20 protein-coding genes are annotated in these 20,428 nt (G+C 49.6%); 6 read left to right on the forward strand and 14 right to left on the reverse strand.

The genetic code is table 11. From position 1 onward, the window contains the following. Positions 1–139: 139 nt before the first annotated feature. Positions 140–1,618 carry a Fe-S cluster assembly protein SufB gene (gene sufB, locus B5M13_RS08460; RefSeq protein WP_080055266.1) on the reverse strand — a complete coding sequence of 493 codons (1,479 nt, stop codon included), beginning with the start codon at positions 1,616–1,618 and terminating at the stop codon, positions 140–142. Between the two features lie 145 nt (positions 1,619–1,763). On the opposite strand from sufB, the gene B5M13_RS08465 reads away from it, so the two are divergent. Next, on the forward strand, positions 1,764–2,318 hold the full coding sequence (locus tag B5M13_RS08465) for a hypothetical protein (protein ID WP_080055267.1): 555 nt from the start codon (positions 1,764–1,766) through the stop codon (positions 2,316–2,318). Between the two features lie 129 nt (positions 2,319–2,447). On the opposite strand, the gene B5M13_RS08470 is transcribed toward B5M13_RS08465, so the two are convergent. The 4 genes from B5M13_RS08470 to B5M13_RS08485 all read right to left on the reverse strand — a co-directional run bounded on the left by B5M13_RS08470 (position 2,448) and on the right by B5M13_RS08485 (position 4,180). Beyond that, on the reverse strand, positions 2,448–3,152 hold the full coding sequence (locus B5M13_RS08470) for a hypothetical protein (RefSeq protein ID WP_080055268.1): 705 nt from the start codon (positions 3,150–3,152) through the stop codon (positions 2,448–2,450). Positions 3,153–3,218: 66 nt separating this feature from the next. Next, a complete protein-coding gene (locus tag B5M13_RS08475) occupies positions 3,219–3,536 on the reverse strand; it encodes a DoxX family protein (RefSeq protein WP_317046989.1) in 318 nt (105 codons plus the stop codon). A 68-nt stretch (positions 3,537–3,604) separates the two neighbouring features. Next, positions 3,605–3,856 carry a hypothetical protein gene (locus B5M13_RS08480; protein WP_080055270.1) on the reverse strand — a complete coding sequence of 84 codons (252 nt, stop codon included), beginning with the start codon at positions 3,854–3,856 and terminating at the stop codon, positions 3,605–3,607. Between the two features lie 54 nt (positions 3,857–3,910). Beyond that, positions 3,911–4,180 (reverse strand): hypothetical protein, encoded by a 270-nt coding sequence (locus B5M13_RS08485; protein ID WP_080055271.1) that lies wholly within the window; start codon positions 4,178–4,180, stop codon positions 3,911–3,913. A gap of 116 nt (positions 4,181–4,296) precedes the next feature. On the opposite strand from B5M13_RS08485, the gene B5M13_RS08490 reads away from it, so the two are divergent. After that, entirely contained in the window at positions 4,297–5,091 is a 795-nt protein-coding gene (locus B5M13_RS08490) for an alpha/beta fold hydrolase (protein ID WP_080055272.1), read from the forward strand. A 2-nt stretch (positions 5,092–5,093) separates the two neighbouring features. Here B5M13_RS08490 and B5M13_RS08495 read toward each other — a convergent pair whose 3' ends face one another. Beyond that, positions 5,094–5,738, reverse strand: a complete 645-nt coding sequence (locus B5M13_RS08495) for a peptidoglycan DD-metalloendopeptidase family protein (protein WP_080059846.1) — start codon at positions 5,736–5,738, stop codon at positions 5,094–5,096. Between the two features lie 129 nt (positions 5,739–5,867). On the opposite strand from B5M13_RS08495, the gene B5M13_RS08500 reads away from it, so the two are divergent. The 3 genes from B5M13_RS08500 to B5M13_RS08510 all read left to right on the forward strand — a co-directional run bounded on the left by B5M13_RS08500 (position 5,868) and on the right by B5M13_RS08510 (position 9,111). Continuing rightward, positions 5,868–6,827, forward strand: coding sequence for a Kelch repeat-containing protein (locus B5M13_RS08500; protein ID WP_245859858.1), 960 nt, complete (start codon positions 5,868–5,870; stop codon positions 6,825–6,827). A 96-nt stretch (positions 6,828–6,923) separates the two neighbouring features. Continuing rightward, positions 6,924–8,306, forward strand: coding sequence for a POT family MFS transporter (locus B5M13_RS08505; protein WP_080055273.1), 1,383 nt, complete (start codon positions 6,924–6,926; stop codon positions 8,304–8,306). A 253-nt stretch (positions 8,307–8,559) separates the two neighbouring features. After that, positions 8,560–9,111, forward strand: coding sequence for an RNA polymerase sigma factor (locus B5M13_RS08510; protein WP_080055274.1), 552 nt, complete (start codon positions 8,560–8,562; stop codon positions 9,109–9,111). A 178-nt stretch (positions 9,112–9,289) separates the two neighbouring features. On the opposite strand, the gene B5M13_RS08515 is transcribed toward B5M13_RS08510, so the two are convergent. From B5M13_RS08515 to B5M13_RS08545, 8 genes are all read right to left on the reverse strand, one after another. Continuing rightward, a complete protein-coding gene (locus tag B5M13_RS08515) occupies positions 9,290–10,429 on the reverse strand; it encodes a glycerate kinase (RefSeq protein ID WP_080055275.1) in 1,140 nt (379 codons plus the stop codon). A gap of 10 nt (positions 10,430–10,439) precedes the next feature. Beyond that, positions 10,440–11,399: a D-2-hydroxyacid dehydrogenase gene (locus tag B5M13_RS08520; protein ID WP_080055276.1), complete on the reverse strand. Its 960-nt coding sequence runs from the start codon at positions 11,397–11,399 to the stop codon at positions 10,440–10,442. Between the two features lie 103 nt (positions 11,400–11,502). After that, on the reverse strand, positions 11,503–11,964 hold the full coding sequence (locus B5M13_RS33850) for a hypothetical protein (protein WP_394334308.1): 462 nt from the start codon (positions 11,962–11,964) through the stop codon (positions 11,503–11,505). A gap of 95 nt (positions 11,965–12,059) precedes the next feature. Next, the gene (locus B5M13_RS33855) at positions 12,060–12,413 is read right to left on the reverse strand and encodes a sugar phosphate isomerase/epimerase (protein WP_218919484.1); all 354 of its coding nucleotides are present in this window, start codon (positions 12,411–12,413) and stop codon (positions 12,060–12,062) included. 74 nt (positions 12,414–12,487) lie between these two features. Continuing rightward, positions 12,488–14,254, reverse strand: coding sequence for an L-lactate permease (locus B5M13_RS08530; RefSeq protein ID WP_080055277.1), 1,767 nt, complete (start codon positions 14,252–14,254; stop codon positions 12,488–12,490). A 313-nt stretch (positions 14,255–14,567) separates the two neighbouring features. Further along, positions 14,568–16,754: an alpha-amylase family protein gene (locus tag B5M13_RS08535; protein WP_080055278.1), complete on the reverse strand. Its 2,187-nt coding sequence runs from the start codon at positions 16,752–16,754 to the stop codon at positions 14,568–14,570. Positions 16,755–16,782: 28 nt separating this feature from the next. Continuing rightward, a complete protein-coding gene (locus tag B5M13_RS08540; RefSeq protein WP_080055279.1) occupies positions 16,783–18,492 on the reverse strand; it encodes a GMC oxidoreductase in 1,710 nt (569 codons plus the stop codon). 112 nt (positions 18,493–18,604) lie between these two features. Then, positions 18,605–19,159, reverse strand: coding sequence for a gluconate 2-dehydrogenase subunit 3 family protein (locus tag B5M13_RS08545; protein WP_080055280.1), 555 nt, complete (start codon positions 19,157–19,159; stop codon positions 18,605–18,607). 519 nt (positions 19,160–19,678) lie between these two features. Between B5M13_RS08545 and B5M13_RS08550 the strand changes: the two genes are divergently transcribed. After that, positions 19,679–20,383, forward strand: a complete 705-nt coding sequence (locus B5M13_RS08550; protein ID WP_080055281.1) for an RNA polymerase sigma-70 factor — start codon at positions 19,679–19,681, stop codon at positions 20,381–20,383. Positions 20,384–20,428: the final 45 nt, after the last annotated feature.

Genomic DNA, 20,428 nt, shown 5'->3' on the forward strand with positions numbered 1-20,428 from the left:
GATTGTATCGATTAGAAGCGACAAAGATTGGTGGGCTAATAAAGGTTTAGCTAAAGTAGACCAGGAAGCAATCGGGGCTAATGAAAAGCCTCCACGTTTTGCGTAGAGGCTTTCAAGGTAGGTGAAATTATAAAAACTCTTAGCCGACGCTGCCTTCCAGACTGATAGCGAGTAGTTTCTGGGCTTCAACGGCAAACTCCATCGGCAGTTGGTTCAGTACTTCTTTAGCGTATCCGTTGATGATCAAGGCTACGGCCTGCTCTGTCGGGATGCCGCGCTGGTTGCAGTAGAACAACTGGTCTTCGCCAATTTTCGAGGTTGTTGCTTCGTGCTCGACGGTGGCCGTTGGATTTTTTACTTCCAGATACGGGAAGGTGTGCGCTCCACATTTATCACCCAGCAGCAACGAGTCGCATTGCGAGTAGTTGCGGGCGTTTTCGGCACGTTTCATTACCTCTACCAACCCCCGATACGAGTTCTGGCTTTTACCCGCCGAAATTCCTTTGGATACGATCCGGCTTTTGGTGTTCTTACCAATATGGATCATTTTCGTTCCCGTGTCGGCCTGCTGCATATTGTTGGTAACCGCCACCGAGTAAAACTCACCGATAGAGTTGTCGCCTTTCAGAATGACCGATGGGTATTTCCAGGTAATGGCCGATCCGGTTTCCACCTGCGTCCACGAAATTTTGGCGTTCGGGCCGTCGCAGATGCCGCGCTTGGTGACGAAGTTATAAATACCACCTTTGCCATCTTTGTCGCCTGGATACCAGTTCTGCACCGTCGAGTATTTGATTTCGGCATCGGCATGAGCAACCAGCTCAACAACAGCCGCATGGAGCTGATTTTCGTCGCGCATTGGGGCTGTACACCCTTCGAGGTAACTTACATACGAACCTTCGTCGGCAATGATCAGCGTCCGTTCAAACTGCCCGGTTCCGGCGGCATTGATGCGGAAATACGTAGATAGCTCCATCGGGCACCGAACCCCTTTTGGAATGTAGCAGAATGAACCGTCGGTGAAGACGGCTGCATTCAGGGCGGCAAAGTAATTATCTTTGGCTGGCACTACCGAACCCAGGTATTTCCTGACCAGTTCGGGGTGTTCATGAACAGCTTCGGTAATCGAGCAGAAGATAATGCCACGCTCAGCGAGGTCTTTCTTAAAGGTTGTTGCTACCGAAACGGAATCCATAACAGCATCGACCGCTACCCGTGGACGGTCGCCCTGAGGTTCATCCACGACACCAGCGAGCCGTTTCTGTTCGCTTAGTGAAATACCGAGCCGGTTGAACGTATCCAGCAACTCAGGATCGATTTCGTCGAGGGAATTAACGGTTTTCTTTTGTTTGGGAGCCGAATAGTACTTGATTGACTGATAGTCGATTTTCGGATAATGAACATTAGGCCAGGTTGGCTCGGTCATTTCCTGCCACATCCGAAATGCTTTCAACCGACTTTCGAGCAGCCACTCAGGTTCCTGTTTCTTCGCAGAAATAAAACGGATAATATCTTCATCAAGACCTGGAGGAGCTTCATCGGCCTCAATCAACGTCTCGAATCCATATTTATACTCGGCGTTGGTAATACTCTCTAAAATTTCAACGTCCTTGCTCATAGTCTCGGTTAATTGACTGGTAGTAAAGAACCAGTGCAATGTATTTTTAACAATTTGCCGGATAGGTACGTTCCGGGCAGGCTGGACAAATATCGGAAACTTTCCGTTATTTCAGGGGTATTTTCTACGAATAGCCTATCGGGTTATGGCTTCTACCAAATCACGTTTCAATATTGAACTGCTCCTCGGTATCTCGGCAACGTTCCTGAGTTTAGCGGCCCTGGTGGTGTCGATCTTCCAGACGAAGATTGCTCGTGAACAGCAGGACGCATCCGTATGGCCTTATGTTCAGGCCGATTACACCAAAGCAAATGATAGTTTCGTCTGGAACGTCGTCAATAACGGGATTGGGCCAGCCGTCATTAAGTCAACGAGCCTGCGGTATCAGGGTAAAGCCTATAAAGACGCGTACGAACTCATTAATGAACAGATTCAGCACCTTAGCGAGACCACATCCAAAGGGAAAACCGCGCACGTGAACTTCTTTTATGGCGGCCTGTCGCGGGGGAACGTGATTAAAAGCGAGGGGGAAATTAAGCTGGGCGAAATAACAGGCAATGAATCGATTGCCGAAACCATGCTACATATTGTGCAGGATACATCATACCATTTTACGGTGGTATACAGCGATGTGTATGGCAACTGCTGGCAACTCGATCAGGACAACGTGACGGCTTTGGGAAAATGTGACCATAAATAAAAACTATGGAGTCAGCTGTGAGTATCTGACCCGGTGAAGTTTCTGAAAATCAGACGTTACATAAAAAAACACCCATGCCATTACGAATCTGTAATGGCACGGGTGGCGTGATCTTGACAATAAGCCTTACTACTGGATCGTTACGTTTACCTTGCTGTAATACAGCGTTGTTAAGCCCTCAAAACCCGAGTCGGTACCGATTAGCAGCCAAAGCTCCCCTTTGTCGTTGGTAGTTATGCTGAACGGCTTATCGGTATTCGTACGTGTGATAAGCGTATACCCTTCCGAATCGTCGCTGGTGGCGATATTGCCTAGCCGAATAGCATCTTTACCATCGTTGTTTTGGGCACCCTTGTCGATGTTGAGCGAATAGAAGTCATCTTTCAACACGCTTACGGGTTCAGTAATGGAAGCGCCTGCTTTGAGGAATACACTGCCCCCCGGCGAGCCACCGATACCAACGGAGTTCTCACCATACTGCGAGGCTAGTTCAATGCTGAACACCAGCTTGTACTCCTTGTTGGGCTGTAAACCGACCACTTTCTTTTTAATGAACATGAAGGCATCGTCACTCCGATTCATACTCGACAGCATGAGCGATTTACGGGTGGTGTCTAATGGTGCAGGCAGCCCTTTCCACGCTGCTTTAAACTCCATAATGTCTGCCTGCGCCTTTCCAAAGTCGGTAATCCCGGCCAACCACCCATCTGGTCCAGTCTGGAAAGAGGATTGGTACGGTAGTCCGGGCTGGAGGGGTACGTTGTCCTGATTACAAGCTGAAAAGGTGAATAAACTGCCTGCCAAAATGGCGATTACCTTGAACGTTGATTTCATTGTACACTTGGTTTGTTTCCTATACAGACTCCCCAAGCTGAATGAGCGTTGGAATGATTTTTTGAATTAACGGAAACGATTTCGCCCGGATTCTTCCAAGCCGTTGAGTGCGAGGTAAAAAGCGATGATATAAATTAATTGTGTGCTGGCAACAGTCCAATCTTCTTTCAGCGTTGTGCCGAATAAAAGCGCACTTACCGTCAAACCACCTAAAAAATAACCCCACTTACCGAACTGACCGCCTACCAAGATCAGCAGGCCGACTGTAAGTTCAACAAACGGAAGGGGATACAGAAAGGCTTTCGTGAGTATGGGCGGTAGAATTGTTTGGGCAAAACCAGCTTCTGTTTTCGCTACAAAAGCAGCTAGTTTAGGAATACGCACAAGGCCATGCATAAGCATATTAATGCCTAGGCCAAGGCGAATTACCAGTAGAGCTAATGCGTTGGGAGTCATTTTTCATTCTCTATTTCTACGTCACCTTCTTCTACGGTCTCTTCGGCCAATAGGTCGTCGTTCACACCCGAGTCACTGTCCAAATCGGCTACTTCGGCTTTTTCGGGTTCGGGGCCTGATGCGGTTATAGGACTTAAAGGGCCGTTCTGAGGAATGCCTGTGTTTGAGGCTTCGCTTTGTGCCAGTACCTGCACGACGCCCTGGTTATCGTCATCGGCAGGATTATATGTGTTGTTGTCTGTATTCATAAAATGATTTGGTTGTCGTCCTGAAAGGCTTTGGTATCCTTTCAGGACTGTTGATTATGAGCCGGAACGCGTGACATGGCCACCTAAGGCATAATTATCGTCCTGGTGATGATCATGCTCACCAGTGGGATCACCATCTTCATCCAATGGTTCATCATATAATTCCTCGCTAGGCTCGTCGTCGGCCATATCTTCATCCAGGCCATCTTCGTCATCGACAGCGGGGCCGCTCTGGTTTCGAAAAATATCGGGATCAATACGGTCGATTCGGGAGCCAATAACGCCTGTGTCGGTTGCGACAGGATGATCGAATATCGTTTTCATGCTGTTGAGTTGTTGGTTTTCATAGAGATAACCCGGTAGAATGCCGAAAGGTTAGGCTTATTGGCCTGTTCCTGATGGCAAACTGACTACCGGGAATAACCAACTACTTCGACTGTATGAAATCACTACTACTGACCATCTGCTTCCTCACGGCTAGTCTTGTTCATGCTCAAACGAATCGGGAGCCGCTCTTTACCTCATTTGATGGCACCCAAATTCATTACGATATACTGGGAGAAGGCAAGCCTGTGGTACTACTGCATGGCTTTATCAGTACCAGTGAAAGCTGGAAACGGTCGGCGGTGCGGCAGGCTCTGGCCGATGCTGGTTTTAAAGTAGTAATGCTCGATTTACGGGGTAATGGGCTGTCTGACAAACCACACGGGGCCGAGGCCTATCGTGATAATACCGAGCTGAAGGATGTGATGGCATTAATGAAACACCTGGGCCTGAAAAACTATGACGTAGTGGGTTACTCGCGTGGGGCTATTCTGACGGCTAAACTGCTGACGATGGATAAACAGGTGCGCCGGGCAGTGATGGGGGGGATCAGTGTTGATTTTTCGGACCCTAACTGGATTCGCCGTCGAAATTTCTTCGAAGCCCTGACCAAACCCGGAAGTCATCCCGAGCTACAGCCCGCTGTCGATAATGCCAAAAAAGCGGGTGCCGATACGGTGGTGCTGGCGCGTTTGCAGGAGTTTCAGCCCGTAACCACCAAAGCCGAACTGGCGAAGATCAGGATTCCGGTATTGGTTGTGAATGGTGATCAGGACAAAGACAACGGCGATCCGCAAACCCTGGTCGATGCCATTCCGGGCTCGCGGCTGGTCATTGTACCGGGTAATCACGGAGGGGCTATGCGAACGCCCGAATTTGCCAAAGCCGTTGTGGAGTTTCTAATGAAGTAAGTTTACAGGCCTTCAATCCCTAGCAACCGATTCGGATTGGGGCAGATGGCGAGGAATTTTTCCCGATCAGCTACCGAGCATACACCCGGAAAATCGCCTTTGAGACCCAGCATGTCGGTCATCAGCTGAAAATGCAGATGCGGGGGCCAGTCGCCATTTTCGGGGTAGGGGCCTATCTCACCTAACTTGTCACCGGCATTAAAAACTTTTCCTTCATACAACCCTTCCAGTGATTGGCGGGTCAGATGCCCGTAGAGTGAGTAACGTGGTTGAGATGCCGTAGCGTGGTGTTCCAGAATGATGGTAGGCCCATAGTCACCAAAATGGGCGTTGTCCTGAAAACTGTGGACGATTCCAGTTAAGGGAGCCAAGACGGGGGTTCCGGCTTCCGCCCAGAGGTCGATACCGAGGTGAATTTCACGGGGTTCGGCTTCGACGTCATTGAAGTGCGGACTTCGGCGGTAAATGACCCGATGTTCGTTATACCCTCCCACGCCTACCTGAGCACCAGTTATTTTCAGTTTACCAAAGACATAGTCGGTAAAAACTGCCGTATCGGTTAGGTCGAGCTGATCGAGATCGGGATTGGTAGCCGAGAAGTCGAGAATCAAATAGGGATCTTTCCGAAAGTCGAAGGGAAGAAGCATAATAGAATTCAGCAATAGAGAGCAACAGAGACACAGTGAAACGTTGGTTCAAAATAGACTAAGTTGGCCTGTTTGGCAACGATTCGTTAGCGTAAAAACATTCTTTTTAACCAAAATGCTGTTTGATCTATGAAAATCAGGCTTCTACGAATCAGCATATGCGTCGGCTTGCTGATCCTACTGAACGGCTGTACTGAAACGACTTCAGTAAACACCACATTGGGGGACTGGACGGTAAAATCGGAGTTGGAGGGCGTAGGGCGCTCGGGAGCCGTTAGCTTTGTGATTGGTAATACTGCGTATGTAGGAACGGGCCAGGATGCGTCGAAAAATGCGCTGACAGATTTCTGGGCTTACGACCCAGCTAGTAATGCCTGGACACAGAAAGCGTCGTTTCCTGGAAAAGCGCGTAGTGAAGCCGTTGGTTTTGCCATCGGAACCAAGGGGTATCTGGGTACAGGGGCCGATGCGCAGGGTAACTTATTTCGGGATATGTATGCCTATGACACCTATGCCAATAACTGGCAGCGTGTGGCCGATTTTAGTGGAACAGCCCGTCGATCGGCAGTTGGCTTTAGTCTGTATGATGTCGGTTTTATTGGGTTGGGCTTTGATGGAAGCGAGCGGACTGATCTATGGCGCTACAACCCTTCGGCTAATATCTGGACGCAGCGAAAATACTTTAGCAATACGGCTCGTGTAGGGGCTATAGCGTTTGTGGTCAATAACCTGGCCTATGTGGGTATGGGTAGTTCAGCCGGAAACGTCCGTAACGATTTATGGCAATACGACATGGACCAAGATACCTGGACCCAACGGCAAAGTTTGCCCGAATCGATACCGTCCAGCGCATATGGAGTAAGTTTTACTGTCAATGGCATTGGCTATGTCGTACCGGGTAATACCACTGATAAGAATGTGCTGGCATATGACCCAGGCCGTGATTCCTGGGCGGTAAAAGGCTCTTTTGAAGGTGCTTCCCGCACAAAAGCCGTTGGATTTGCCATTGGATCGAGGGGATACATAGTGACAGGGTTAGCTGGAAACAGCCCTCTGGACGATTGCTGGGCGTATAACCCCTTGTTTTGATCGGCTTGCCACTTTTCGGGGATGAGGGTATATTTACAGCTATTTTTTCGTTATTTACCCTTATTCTTTGGCAAACTAATCGATTCTCAAAACTGAATGGACGCTACACCAGCTCAAGCCGACGCAAAATCTGCTGCTAAATATCCCCGGAGTATCCCTTTTATTATTGGCAATGAAGCTGCCGAACGGTTCAGTTTCTATGGCATGCGCTCCATTCTCAGTACCTTTCTGGTAGCTCAGTTTTTTAATCCCACGCATAATCCGGCACTGCAATCGGTGGCTGAGGCCAAGGCTAATGACCAGGTTCATTTTTTTGTAGCACTGGCTTACTTTATGCCCTTGATCGGTGGGCTGGTGGCCGACTGGTTTTTCGGAAAGTACAAAGTGATTCTGTACGTGTCGATGATTTATTGCGTAGGGCACCTATTCCTGGCACTGTTCGACACAGACCTGGAGTGGTTTACCTACGGATTGTTACTGATTGCTATCGGAGCGGGCGGGATTAAGTCGTGCGTATCGGCTAATGTGGGCGACCAGTTCGACGAGTCGAATCAGCACCTGATGTCGAAAATATACGGATGGTTTTATTTCAGCATCAACTCCGGATCAGTCATATCGACCATGCTCATACCGTATTTATATGCCAACTACGGAGCTAGTGTTGCCTTTGGGGTACCGGGTATCCTGATGGCATTGGCGACACTGATTTTCTGGCTGGGTCGTGATCGCTACGTTAAAGTGCCACCGATTGGTCTGAAAAACGCCCTGGCTGACGTACAAATGTGGAAAGAGAATCTGGGTGCTATGGGGCGGGTGCTATCTGTCTTCATCTTCATTCCGGTATTCTGGGCACTCTGGGATCAGAACCTATCCGAGTGGGTGTTGCAGGCAACAAAGCTCGACTTAACCCTGGTAGACGGGTTTACGGTATTGCCCGAGCAGGTGCAAACCGTGAATCCCTTTTTTCTGGTAACCATGATACCGATTTTTACCTACGGGGTTTATCCGTTGCTGGAGCGGCTGGGCGTTAAAGTGACTCCTCTTCGTAAAATGGGAGCAGGCTTTTTGCTGGCTGGTATATCATTTGTCATTATTGCCCAATTGCAGGAGCGGATCGATGCAGGGCAGCATCCAACCGTCTGGTGGCAGATTCTGGCCTATCTGGTTTTATCGGCCAGTGAAGTACTTGTGTCAGTAACTAGTCTGGAATATGCCTATACGCATTCGCCCAAAGCCATTAAAAGCCTGATGTCGTCGTTTTACCTGCTGGTGATTTCAGCGGGTAACTTATTTGTATCATTCGTGAACCAGAGTATTGCAAACAAAGGGTTTTTCTCCCGCTTCGAAGGGGCCAGCTATTACTGGTTCTTTGTGGGGTTGATGGCCGTTAACTTTGTTCTATACCTGATTGCAACGGCCTTCATTAAAGAGAAAATCTACGTAGGGCAGCTTGAGGAAGTAGGTCATTTGCCTGAGTAATTCGATAAACCATCAGCAATTGGAGCAAGAACGAGGCCTTGTGACCTCGTTCTTGCTTTTGTACTATTAGTAGGATTTATTTGATTAATGTAACTGATAGATGATTCATAATTTGTATTTTAATCATATATCCACCGCTCAGTAAATAAATTGTTACTCAGAACGGCTTTTTTGATCTAAAGAAGGAAATCACACGTACTTAAATTTAGATTTTATAATTAGTGTACACCAACTTGTTGTTTAACCCTAACGCATGTTCACTTCATTGACTGATGAAGAGCTACTTCGTCAATGTTTACCATCGCAGCCTAATCAATGTTTTGAGACACTTTATAATCGATATGTTAATAAGGTTTATCGTCGTTGTTTATCAATGACCAAAGACGCTGACCAGGCTCAGGACTTTACACACGACATTTTTATAAAGGTATTTAATAAGCTTGATGCGTTTCAGGAGCGGTCAAGTTTTTCAACCTGGCTTTATTCTATTGCTTTTAATTATTGTTCGGATCAATTGCGGCTGGCTAAACGGCTTCCGACAACAGCCATCGAAGAAGAACTGGAGGAAAATAGAGCTGAATCAACAGATACGCATTTGCACGAAGAAACACTCCATATTGTGAAGCAGGCAATGGGTAAGCTTTCACAAAAAGAAAGGGCGCTGCTGCGATTGAAGTATGAGGATGGGATGAGTATTGACGAAATTGCCCAACTATACGATCTCAAACCCAGTGCGGTTAAAATGCGGCTCAAGCGAAGCCGTGAGAAGATATACAGCCTCTGTGCCCAGCACGTTTTGAACTGACTGAATAATCTTTAATTTTTTTTCGTTTTTGTGTGACTAAATGTTTTCCCTTGCGTCAAAAGAATGATTTAATGTTACTGATAGTGTGAATTAAGTTCGATTCGTCAGCGGTCGGACTTTTTTGTTTTTATAGGTTATTAATTTGTTGGGAAGTACAACCCGCTGCAAGTGTTCGTTATCAGATTCTGTTTGCAAGGAGGTTACCAATCTGTCGTGCAGTTCGGACCAGGTTTTGCTCGGTGTTTTTGAGAGCCGTAGGCAGATCAGTTGGCCCGTTGCCGATAGCCAGCAACATATCAAAATACTGACTCAACCCGTCATGCTGATCGAGGGGTATTTTTCCGGCAAGGCCAATAACGGGTAATTGGTTAGCTTTCGCCCGGAATGCGACACCAAAGGGCCCCTTGCCATGCAAGGTCTGTTCGTCAATGCTTCCTTCGCCCGTAATAACCAGATCGGCATTGGCAACGGCTTCGTTAAAATTGGTGAAATCCAGAAAGAAATCGATCCCATTGATGAGCTTGGCCTTCAGGAACGTATAAAGTCCGGCCGATACGCCCCCAGCTGCTCCACCATGCTTAACAGCTGCCATGTCGATGCCCGTTAAGCCCTGAGCTACGTTTGCCAGGGTAGCCAGCCCTGCATCCAGTATTTTTACGGCTTCGGGCGTAGCGCCTTTTTGGGGGCCAAATACAGCCGCTGAACCCTGATCGCCCAATAAGGTATTATCGACATCGCACAGAATCGAGATATCGCAGGTTAACGCACGTGGGTCCAGGCCCGAAACGTCAATCGTTGTGATGTCGGTAAAGCTCCCCGGTTCAGTAAGTTCATTCCCCGATGCATTCAGGAAGCGAACCCCTAGGGCCCGCAAAATTCCCGTTCCCCCATCGACGGTCGCTGAGCCTCCGATAGCCAGCACAAGTTGCGTAACGCCCTGATCGAGTGCCTGTTTAATAAGTTCGCCTGTACCAAACGATGTTGCCTTTAGCGGATTTAGTTCATTGGGTTTAACCCGGTGAAGCCCCGATGCGCTGGCCATTTCAATAATGGCGGTTTGTCCATTGGCAACCAGCCCGAACGAAGCGGTTATTTTTCGCCCAAACGGATCATCGACTTCGGCCGGGATTCGTTGGCCGTTATGCGTCCAAATCATCAGTTCGCCCGTTCCATCGCCCCCGTCGCCGATGGGGAAACACTCACACACACAGTCGAGGGTGCTTTGTTGAAATCCTTCCTGAATGGCGCGGGCGGCATCCTGCGCATTCAGGCTATGTTTAAAGGCATTGGGGGCAATAAGAACGCGGACTTGTTTCATTACAAATAGACTAGTTATTGACTACATTAACGGGGTTCCCAGCTATAAAAGCAGCCAGATTTGCCACCGTAATGTCCATCAGTCGGGAACGGGCTTCTTTGGTGGCCCAGGCAATGTGCGGGGTAATCAGGCAATTTTTGGCCGTAAACAGCGGATTGTCGGCGGCAGGTGGCTCGACCGATAGTACATCGATACCGGCTCCGGCAATGACATCGTTGTTGAGCGCATCGGCCAGGTCCTGATCGACAATGATTGGCCCTCGGGATGTATTGAGCAGGAACGCGGTAGGCTTCATCCGCTTCAGATTTTCCAGATTGATCAGGCCTTTTGTTTCGGGGGTTAGCGGGCAATGAATACTGACCACATCCGATTGCGCCAGAATTTCCGGTACGTCGGCCCAGCGGAAATTGGGGCGGTGCGATTGGTCGGTCTGGTGGCGTTTAGAGCCGAGAATGTTCATCCCAAAAGCCGTCGCAATATCGCCAACTTTCTCCCCGATACTGCCAAATCCGATGATTCCCATTGTTTTGCCCGCCAACTCGATAAGCGGATAGTCCCAATAACACCAATCCGCCGATTTAGCCCATTTGCCATCTTTTACGGTGTCGCTATGATGCTTGACATGCTGAGTCAGTTCGAGCAGCAGCGCAAAGGTCATCTGTACGACCGACGCGGTTCCGTAGCCAGGTACATTGCTGACCAGGATGCCTTTTTGTTTGGCCACTTCCGTATTGACGATGTTGTAGCCCGTTGCCAGTACGCCAATAAACTTCAGGGCTGGCAGGTTTTCCAGCACCTCTTCACCCAATGGGGTTTTGTTCGTAAAAATAACTTCAGCGTCTTTGGCCCGCTCCAGGACTTTATCGGATGGTGTGCGATCATATACGGTCAGTTCGCCTAATGTTTCAATACCTTCCCAGGTCAGATCGCCGGGGTTCAGGGTATATCCGTCCAGTACTACAATCTTCATTTCAGTTTTATTTCGTTTTGGAAGGAACCCTGATTTTTATGCTACGATCCGTGTAAATCATGATCATCATAAAAATCAGTGTTCTATTATCTATGAGTTTACTTTAAACTCTTGCCCAGGCTTCGTTTAGGGTGCGTTTGGCATTGGCAATTACGACATCCGGGTCTTCATCGCCAAATGGTTTAACTTCAAAACTGAAGATTGGTGGGTTTTCAGTGTTCAGATAACCAATATCGAGCAGCACTTTTAGGTAATGCGTTACTTCAGCGACATCGTTTTCGCCATTGGGAAAGCCAAATCGGGGGTGTACATCACCATAGGCAGGCAAATCGGGACTTTTGACTACACAGTTGCCAACGTGTGCGTGGGTGATGTAGTCTTTTATGGGCAGCAGCGATTCGTCAATGGTTTCGTGAATGAGCGGAATGTGGCTCAAATCGACCATCAACCCGAAATGATCATGCGTTTGCCGAACCGCCTGTACATATTGTAAAGCCAACGCTGCCGGACCAATCAGCGATTTTTTGTCGACATCGTAATCGAACACTTCCAGCGAGATCTTCATAGCGCCCTTGCTTTTGGCATAGGTGCAGATTTCATTGGTGGATTCGACCAGTAGTTCAAACGCTTTTTCTTTGTTTGCTTCGTTGTATTGACCACTCAGAAACGAAAACCCGTAGCCCCCAGTTCATACGCCTGATCGATACCCGCTTTTACGTTGGCGAGTGCTTTCTGGCGGCCTTCTTCGTTGGTATCGTTGAGGTTAAGGCCCGTGGTGAGTAGCCGGGGCTGGGCCGCAAAAGCCACCTGCATATGCGAAGCTTCCAGCAGGGATTTTACCTTCTGACGGACAACCGGATCATTGACGGTGGTAATTTCAATGGCCGTAAAATAATCGTCGAGTACTACTTTTTTGATGGTTTCAACGATTGGGCCGTCGCCTTTCATGGTTTGGGGAAATGCCATGAAGTGGACCAGGCCAACCTTCATGTAGTTACAAAGCGGAACCGTCATAAATAAGGGGTATAGGAGGAAAGAAAATCAAGTTGTTCATTTCCTCCTATAGACGAAAAAGCCGCCTTTACTACTTAGTTGGCAGGAGCAGGTACTTGCGCTTTCTTTTTGGTCGAAAGCACTGAAATCGCTAATACGACCAGAAGGACAGCCAGTCCAATCAGATACGTATAGCCCTTCGATAAATCGGGAACTGATGTGGCTTTGGTGCCAGCTACTTTTTCGTAGGTCGGAATAACCCATTGAAATACATAAGCCTGTCCGAGCGTGATGAGGCAGATAAAGCCCAGCATAATAAAACTGTGTTTCACCGTAAACCGGAACAGCGAGGATTCTTTACCCACCAGATCGCCAGCCGCAGCCGCGACCGCAATTGACTGGGGCGAAATCATTTTACCCACGACTCCCCCCGACACATTCGCTCCGACACTGACCACTGGAGGCACACCAATTGACTCGGCCGTGGCATATTGTAACTTGCTGAACAGGGCATTGGCCGACGTATCTGATCCGGTGATGAAGACGCCCAGCCACCCCAGCACCGGCGCAAAAAAAGGGAAGAGAACGCCCGTTTGCGCCAACGATTCTGCCAGCGTGAGTGTAATGCCTGAGTCGTTGACAATGTAGGCGAAAGCCAGTACCGAGGCCACCGTCAAGGTCGGAAATCGAAGCTGATACAGGGTAGCACCAAAGACCTGTAGCCCTTGCCGGTAAGTCAGCCCGACCAGCGGAATAGCTACCAGCGAGGCAATCAGAAGGGCCGTACCAGCCGCTGAGAGGTAATTGAACTTGAAAACCTTGGTCAGCAACGTACCATCCTGGCCCTGAATCGCATTGTGCAGACCGGGAAATTCGAACTGAAACTGTCCATGCGCATTGAGCACCTCTTTGATCGACTGCAAACCCCAGAAAATCACCATGATGGTTAAGATCAAAAAGGGGGACCAAGCTCGAAGTAATTGCCCTCCGGTATAGTGAATCGAGCTGTCGAAGCTAGCCGCCGGTTCATTGGCAAATCGCCAGATGGTTTTGGGCTTCCAGAATCGCAAAAACGTCATCAGGCTAATAATCGACCCTAGTCCAGCAATCACATCGGGCAGGGCAGGACCTAGGTAATTCGACGAAAACCACTGCAAAAAGGCAAACGAAACCCCGGAGACTAACACGGCGGGCATTACCTCCTGGGCCTTCCTGAATCCGGCAATGATGGTTACCAGGTAAAACGGCAGGATCACCGACAGAATGGGTAAGGTTCTGCCCACCATCTGGGAAATGGGCAGTTCGGGAATGCCCGACACCTGGGAGGCCACCGTGATGGGAATACCGATGGAGCCAAAGGCAACGGGAGCGGTGTTGGCAATCAGGCAGATGCCGGAGGCATAGAGGGGGTTGAAGCCTAGTCCGACCAGCATGGCAGCGGTGATGGCCACGGGTGCGCCGAATCCAGCGGTGCCCTCTAGGAAAGCGCCGAAGGAGAAGGCGATGAGCAGGGCCTGGAGTCGTCGGTCGGAAGTGATGGCGGCCATGAAGTGTTTGATGATGTCGAACTGTCCGGCCTTAACGGTGAGGTTAAAGAGGAAAACGGCCATGGTCACCAGCCAGCAGATCGGGAACAATCCATAGAGTGCCCCGTGAGTAGCCGACAACAGCGCGAGTTTGAGGGGCATGCCATAAATCGCAGTGGCAATAATCATGGCAAGAGCCGTAGCGATAAGGGCAGCCTGATAGCCTTTCATCTTTCGGATGATAAGCGCCCAGAAAATGAACAAAATGGGCAGGGCTGCTACGACTACCGACAGCGGGAGGTTACCAAACGGATCGATTACTTGTTTCCAGGTCATGAGGTAGTTGGGTTGGTTTATAACTGTCCGAGAGCGTTACACTTTCGGATAGCTAAGTGGCTAATTAAAATGTATTAGCTCGTTTTTTGTCATGCTGACGAAGGAAGCATCTCAGGGCTTTGAATCCTCAGGTTTGGAATCTTTAAGATGCTTCCTTCGTCAGCATGACAAAAAACGCCCATGTAGCATACGCTACACTATTTATGCTTGAGTACTAAGTACACTGTACTCTAAGTTTTTTGTCATTCCGAGGAACGACAAAAATTACACTGCACTTAACGAAACAAGATTAGATGATTAAGAATTGATAGCACTAGGCCAGATCCAGCGCTACAATTTCATGGTCGACAATCCTGGGAATTGCTACCAGAACCTTACCGCCCTTTATCTCAAATTTAGGTTTTTGCTCACTCATCAATAGTTTCACGCCTGTCACTTTCACACCCGTCGGAACAGGCACCGAAACCTGAGCCTCAACGGGGATCAACTCCCGGAAAGGGCCCTTCATCATCATCGGATTGGTCAGATTGACCAGGTGAACGGTCATTGAATTCGCCTGCCGCCACACATGAACATCAATCACACCGGGGCCGATTACGGTAGCAATGGGTTCTTCATCCAGCGCCCAGTTGACTACATTACTGAGAAGTAGACCGTGATCGACGGTCAGCAGTTGCCAGAACGAACGGTCCAGATCGCCGGGGATGTATACTACCCGACCTTTGCCAATCTGACGCAGGTATAATTCACGGGTATCGGTTTGCGGCACACGCGGGTATACATCTTCCATCGGCAGGTCGGGGTAGGTTGGAATGAGGGTAACCGGACTGGGGAAATAGCTGGCTGTAGGTTTGACGTTGACTTTGTAGATGGCGTTAATAATACGAGGGGTATCGTCCAGCCCTTTCAGAATAAGCTGCGTCTGGCCGTCTTGGACACCCTGTTGCAGATGGAGGTAACTATTACGTAACGGCCCTTCTACTTTCTGGTCATAGGATACGCCGAACAGACTCGCCAGACCAAAATCGGGACGTTGTTTACCTTCTTCGTCGTACAGCGACGTTTCGAACGTCGCCACCACGCTACCGCCTTTCTCGACGAATGCCTGTATCTGCTGACATTGAGTGTCCGACAGGGCAGCAATGTTTGGTAAGATCAGTAGCTTGAACCGTTTGAGATCGTCGGCTGAGAGTAGTCGGTCGTTCACCATGTCGAACGGAATACGGTTTTCTACCAGATTGTGGTACATCCCGTCGAGGTGGTCACCACTTTTCTGCTGCCAGGGTTTACCGCCATAGTTGCGGTCGGTCTGTTCGGAATAGACCAGGCCAACCCGGGCCATGGGAGCCGTATTGCGGAGGTATTTTTCGTGTTTATAATAGCTCTCGTATACCTTGGCGACGGCCTCCATCCAACGTTTGTCGTAAATATCACCACCAAATTTTACGAAGCAGGGGCGCATGCCGTTGGCGGTGCCTTCGGCTACCCAAATCCGAATTTCGGCATCGCTCTGTACGGAATCTTTCCAGCGGAATTCTTCTTCGATACCCACGCTGAAAATACCAATGAGCGGCTTCATCCCCAGCGTCGAACGCAGTTCTTTGGCTCCTTTGCCATTGGCCCAGGGCGGAATTACCCCCCGGCGAGCCTGTTGATCGGCAAAGAAAAGGTCTGCCTCTTTACCTGTCATCACTTTATCGGGGAAGCCGTTTGGAATAAAGCGAGCGCTGGGTTTTACCTGCCGAATGCCCGCATCCCAGGTAGCCCAGATCTCCCGAAGCCGTTTCATCCGCCATTCGGCCCATTTGCGGTAGGTAGGGTCGAGCTTGTCAATTTTTCGGGGCAGTTCCAGGCCGGAGTAGGCTTTGAAATTACGCTGGCAGTTATCGCAATAACAGGTGTCATGCCCATGCCAGCGATTCGAGAAAATACCCTCAGGCTGGAATCTTTCCATGATCTCCCGGTTGACAAGAGTCATGAAATCGAAGCTGTACGGTCCGAGGGCACAGGTAACCCACAGGTCAGGATTCGCCCAGTGACGGCGTTTCTGTCCGTCGGCGGTTACGGCAATCCATTCGGGATGTGCGTCGTAAACATCCTGCCGGACGGCATGGGGGTCGGTTCGGAGCATGATTTTCATGCCCTGTTTTTTGCAGCCTTCGACCAGATAACCCAGTGTATCCGAATTGCCCATGAAATCGCTGCGGTGGTGGAGCGGAATCTGGGTTGGGTAAAAGGCCACGATTCCACCGGCACTGAGCAGGGCACCATCGGCATGAATCCGTTTGAAATAGTTTAGCCAGAAATCCGGATCATAATGGCCGGGATCGCGTTCTACAAAGGCCAATTGAACCCAACGCATGGGGACATCGAGCCAGTATGTTTCGGCGGGTGCCGTGCCAGGGACCAACTGCGAGGGGGCCGCCAGTAACGGTGAACCTGAGAGCGCATACGCACCGCCCATGAGGCCGCTGGTTTTCAGGAAGTTTCGTCGTTCCATGCGTCAGGTGAACACAACAGGTGCGCGTTTATAAATTCCGTGCTTTTAATTGAGCAACGGCATAACTGGCAGCCCGTGCAGTCAGGGCCATGTAGGTTAGCGATGGGTTCACGTTGGAGGATGAGGTCATGCCGGAACCGTCGGTTACAAACACGTTTTTGCAGGCATGAACCTGGTTGTACTTGTTCAGTACCGACGTTTTGGGGTCTCTACCCATCCGCGCTGTGCCCATTTCGTGTATACCCAATCCCATGTGAGCCACTGGGTTATCGTAAGGGGTTACGTTCTTGAACCCGGCGGCTTCGAGCATTTCGGCGGCATCGTTCATGATGTCTTTCCGCATTGCCCGTTCGTTTTCGCCAAAATCAGCGTCGAATACAAGCTGGGGTAATCCCCACTTATCGGTTTCGGTTTCGCTGAGATAGAATCGGTTATTTGGGTTAGAAAGCACTTCGCCGAATCCAGTGAGGCTGAACTTCCAGGGGCCGGGTTGGGTCATTCGGGTTTTGAAATCAGCCCCAAATCCCGTTTCAGCCGCCCCGCGCGACCAGTCGGCCCGGCTGGCTCCACCCTGGTAGCCAAAGCCCCGGAGGTAGCTGCGTTTGTCGGTCCCCCAGTTGCGGAAGCGTGGAATGTATAAGCTCCCCGGACGAGCCCCAAAATAATAGTCATTCTCAAACCCTTCCACATCCGCACGGGCACCAATCGCCAGATGGTGATCCATCAGGTTGCGGCCCAGTTGTTCGCTATCATTGCCCATTCCATTCGGGAAGCGCGACGATTTTGAGTTCATCAGGATCGATGTGGAGCCGACCGTACCCGCATTGAGGAAAATAAGTTTGGCGTAAAACTCCCGAACTTCGAGCGTATTCTGGTCGATAACCCGTACGCCTTTGGCTTTCTGGGCTTTGTCGTCGTACAGGATTTCTTTGACAATGGCGTTGTGGACCATCGTCAGCCGGTTCGTATTCCGGGCGGCTGGTAGGGTAGCGGCCAGTGAACTGAAATAGCCTCCATACGGGCACCCGCGTGTGCATCGGTTCCGAAACTGGCAATCGGTTCGACCAACGGCCAGATGCTGGGGCATCGCTTTGGTCAGGTGGGCGACCCGTCCGATGGTGATGGGCCGATTGAGTTTTTGCGCTACGGATTTCTTCAGGTGGACTTCTGGGGCCGTCATGGCCATGGGTGGTAGAAAATAGCTGTCGGGTAAAACGGCCAACCCTTCGGCCTGCCCACTGACACCCACAAATTTTTCGACGTAGGTGTACCAGGGCACCAGGTCTTCGTAGCGAATAGGCCAGTCGATCCCGATCCCTTCTTTGGCATTGGCCAGAAAATCCTGCGGGTTCCAGCGGTAGGTATGTTTGCCCCACAGCAACGACTTGCCGCCTGTGTGATAGGCCCGAATCCAGTTGAACGGGCGTTTCTGGATGTATGGATTTTCTTTGTCGTTGGCAAATAGGTATTGTGAGCCTTCTTTCGCCGAGAAAAACATGGTGGCATAATGTTCTTCAGCGGCCACGTTTGTGATTCTACCCCGGTGCGGAAACTCCCAGGGGTCTTTCATGGCGTTTTTGTAATCGGCAACGTGCTTTAATTCATAGCCCCGTTCGAGTACGAGTACATTCAGTCCTTTTTCGGTAAGTTCTTTGGCAGCCCAGCCGCCCGTCATGCCCGACCCAATCACAATGGCGTCGTAGGTCTGGGCTTTGTCTGCTTTTATATTGAGGTTCATAGCTTTTTACAGGAGTGAGGAGTTAGGAGCGAGGGGTGAGCTGCTGACGCAAGCCAATGGCTTCCGGATGGATTCTCACCGCTCAGGCGGCCCGGTCCTCGCTCCTACATACTTATACTTGATTGCCGTACATGAAATCTTTCTGGCCGGGTTTGATTTTGATGGGTACGAATTTTCCGGGAATGGGCTGGTAATCGAACGATGCCTTGATGCCGGGTTCCGATGTAAAGTAACCCAACAAGGTTAACTCTTTCGTTAGGAGCCAGTAAGTGGGCGATGACGACGTTTGTGCTTCGGCTTCTACCTGTTTGAGCAGTGCCGTTTGCTGATCGGGTGTAAGCGTCAGGAAGTTTTTACGTTCCAGGTCGCTCAAACCCGTCAGGAAGGCATCCTGCACCGGTTTTTTGTAGCAATCGCGGAGCATAAGGTCGATGAAAGCGGGAACACCGGCATCGATTGCCCCCGGTGTATCGGTTCGTGGTATAATCAGTTCGGCGGTTCGGGCTACGATTTCGCGTTGGGTCTCGGTCAGAAACGAGTTCGTCTGGTGGCTTGTTCGACCATTCGAAACGAGTTGTTCCCAGCGATTCATGGCCTGTAGGGTAGGAGCCGAAAGGGTTCCGCCCAGTAACCAGGCTGCTCGTGTTAAGGCGTCCCGTCTGTTCATGTGATGCTATTGATTTCGGTTGATTCGTTCGTTAGGTAAGTTCTCTGCCCAGTGCCCGTACAAGTTAGGGCACAGTGACTTATGGTAAAGACTGACGAGTTCATTTAATACCCCGTACTAGACTGAATTCTGCTATTTTTTCTTTATTAACGACCTACAAATGGAGCGAATTGCCCGGTGAAGCTTCTTGCCGAAGGGGCTATTACTTGAGCGCATAACGAAATTGTAAGTCGGGCAAGGATGGTTCAGCTATCCGTGCTTATTAGGTTGACACCACACGGGCTGCCTTCTGCTTGTCTACACCACAACCGACCCTCTCGGATCATCCACGCACATAGAGTATATATTCTATTTAATTCGATTTTAATGCCTATCTGCACTGTTAAATTCAATTTTTTGAAAAAATAATGAAAATGGACTAAGTGTTTTTGGGCCGATTATCGTCTTGATACTACATGATTTGTTGTTCACGAACGATTCAGTGGTCCAATAAGGAATTTTTCTAGAGGAAGTAATCAAATGAACCAACCGCTTCATTTACCCATAGAGATGGGACAAGTCCTGCCATTAAGACAACGGCCCGAGTTGGGGTCGGTGTATGTTTTGGAGTCGGAGGAAACAGGTACGCCGTCTTCTGGAAAGGCGGGTTGGGATAATGAATTATTCCTGCGAAAAGCGTTTCAGGAGGATGTCGAACGCGGAATTAGTCTGCTGTTTCGGCAGTACTACGTTCTGCTGTGCAGTCATGCGGTTCGGTTTGTGTCGTCGAAAGCCATTGCCGAAGATATCGTCTCGGATATTTTTTATGAGTTTCAGGCAGAGTCGCGTTACAAGAGCATCACCAGTTCGTTCCGGGCTTATTTGTTCACGGCGGTTCGTAACCGGGCGTTCGATTATGTACGGGCCGAAATGCGGCATAATACATCCCTGGAAAATGCCGAGTTGATGCCTGCCCACAAAACCCAGAGTCCCGATTCGATTACGCAATATGAGGAGTTGTATCACGATGTCGAAAATGCCATCAACGCCATGCCCGTAAAGCGTCGGCAGATTTACATTATGCACCGCTTTGAGGGCAAAAAATATCAGGAAATAGCCGATGAACTGCACCTGTCCCTACGCACTGTTGAAGCGCACCTGTTTCAGGCCATGCGGCAAATTCGGAATACATTGAAAGATAAATGGTTGTTAATTATCTGCCTGTTAGGCCATTTCTGGCATTAATATCCTATTTTTCACTATGATGACTACGTGTTTTTTGTGTTGAAA

The organism is Spirosoma aerolatum, from assembly GCF_002056795.1.
Lineage (GTDB): Bacteria > Bacteroidota > Bacteroidia > Cytophagales > Spirosomataceae > Spirosoma > Spirosoma aerolatum.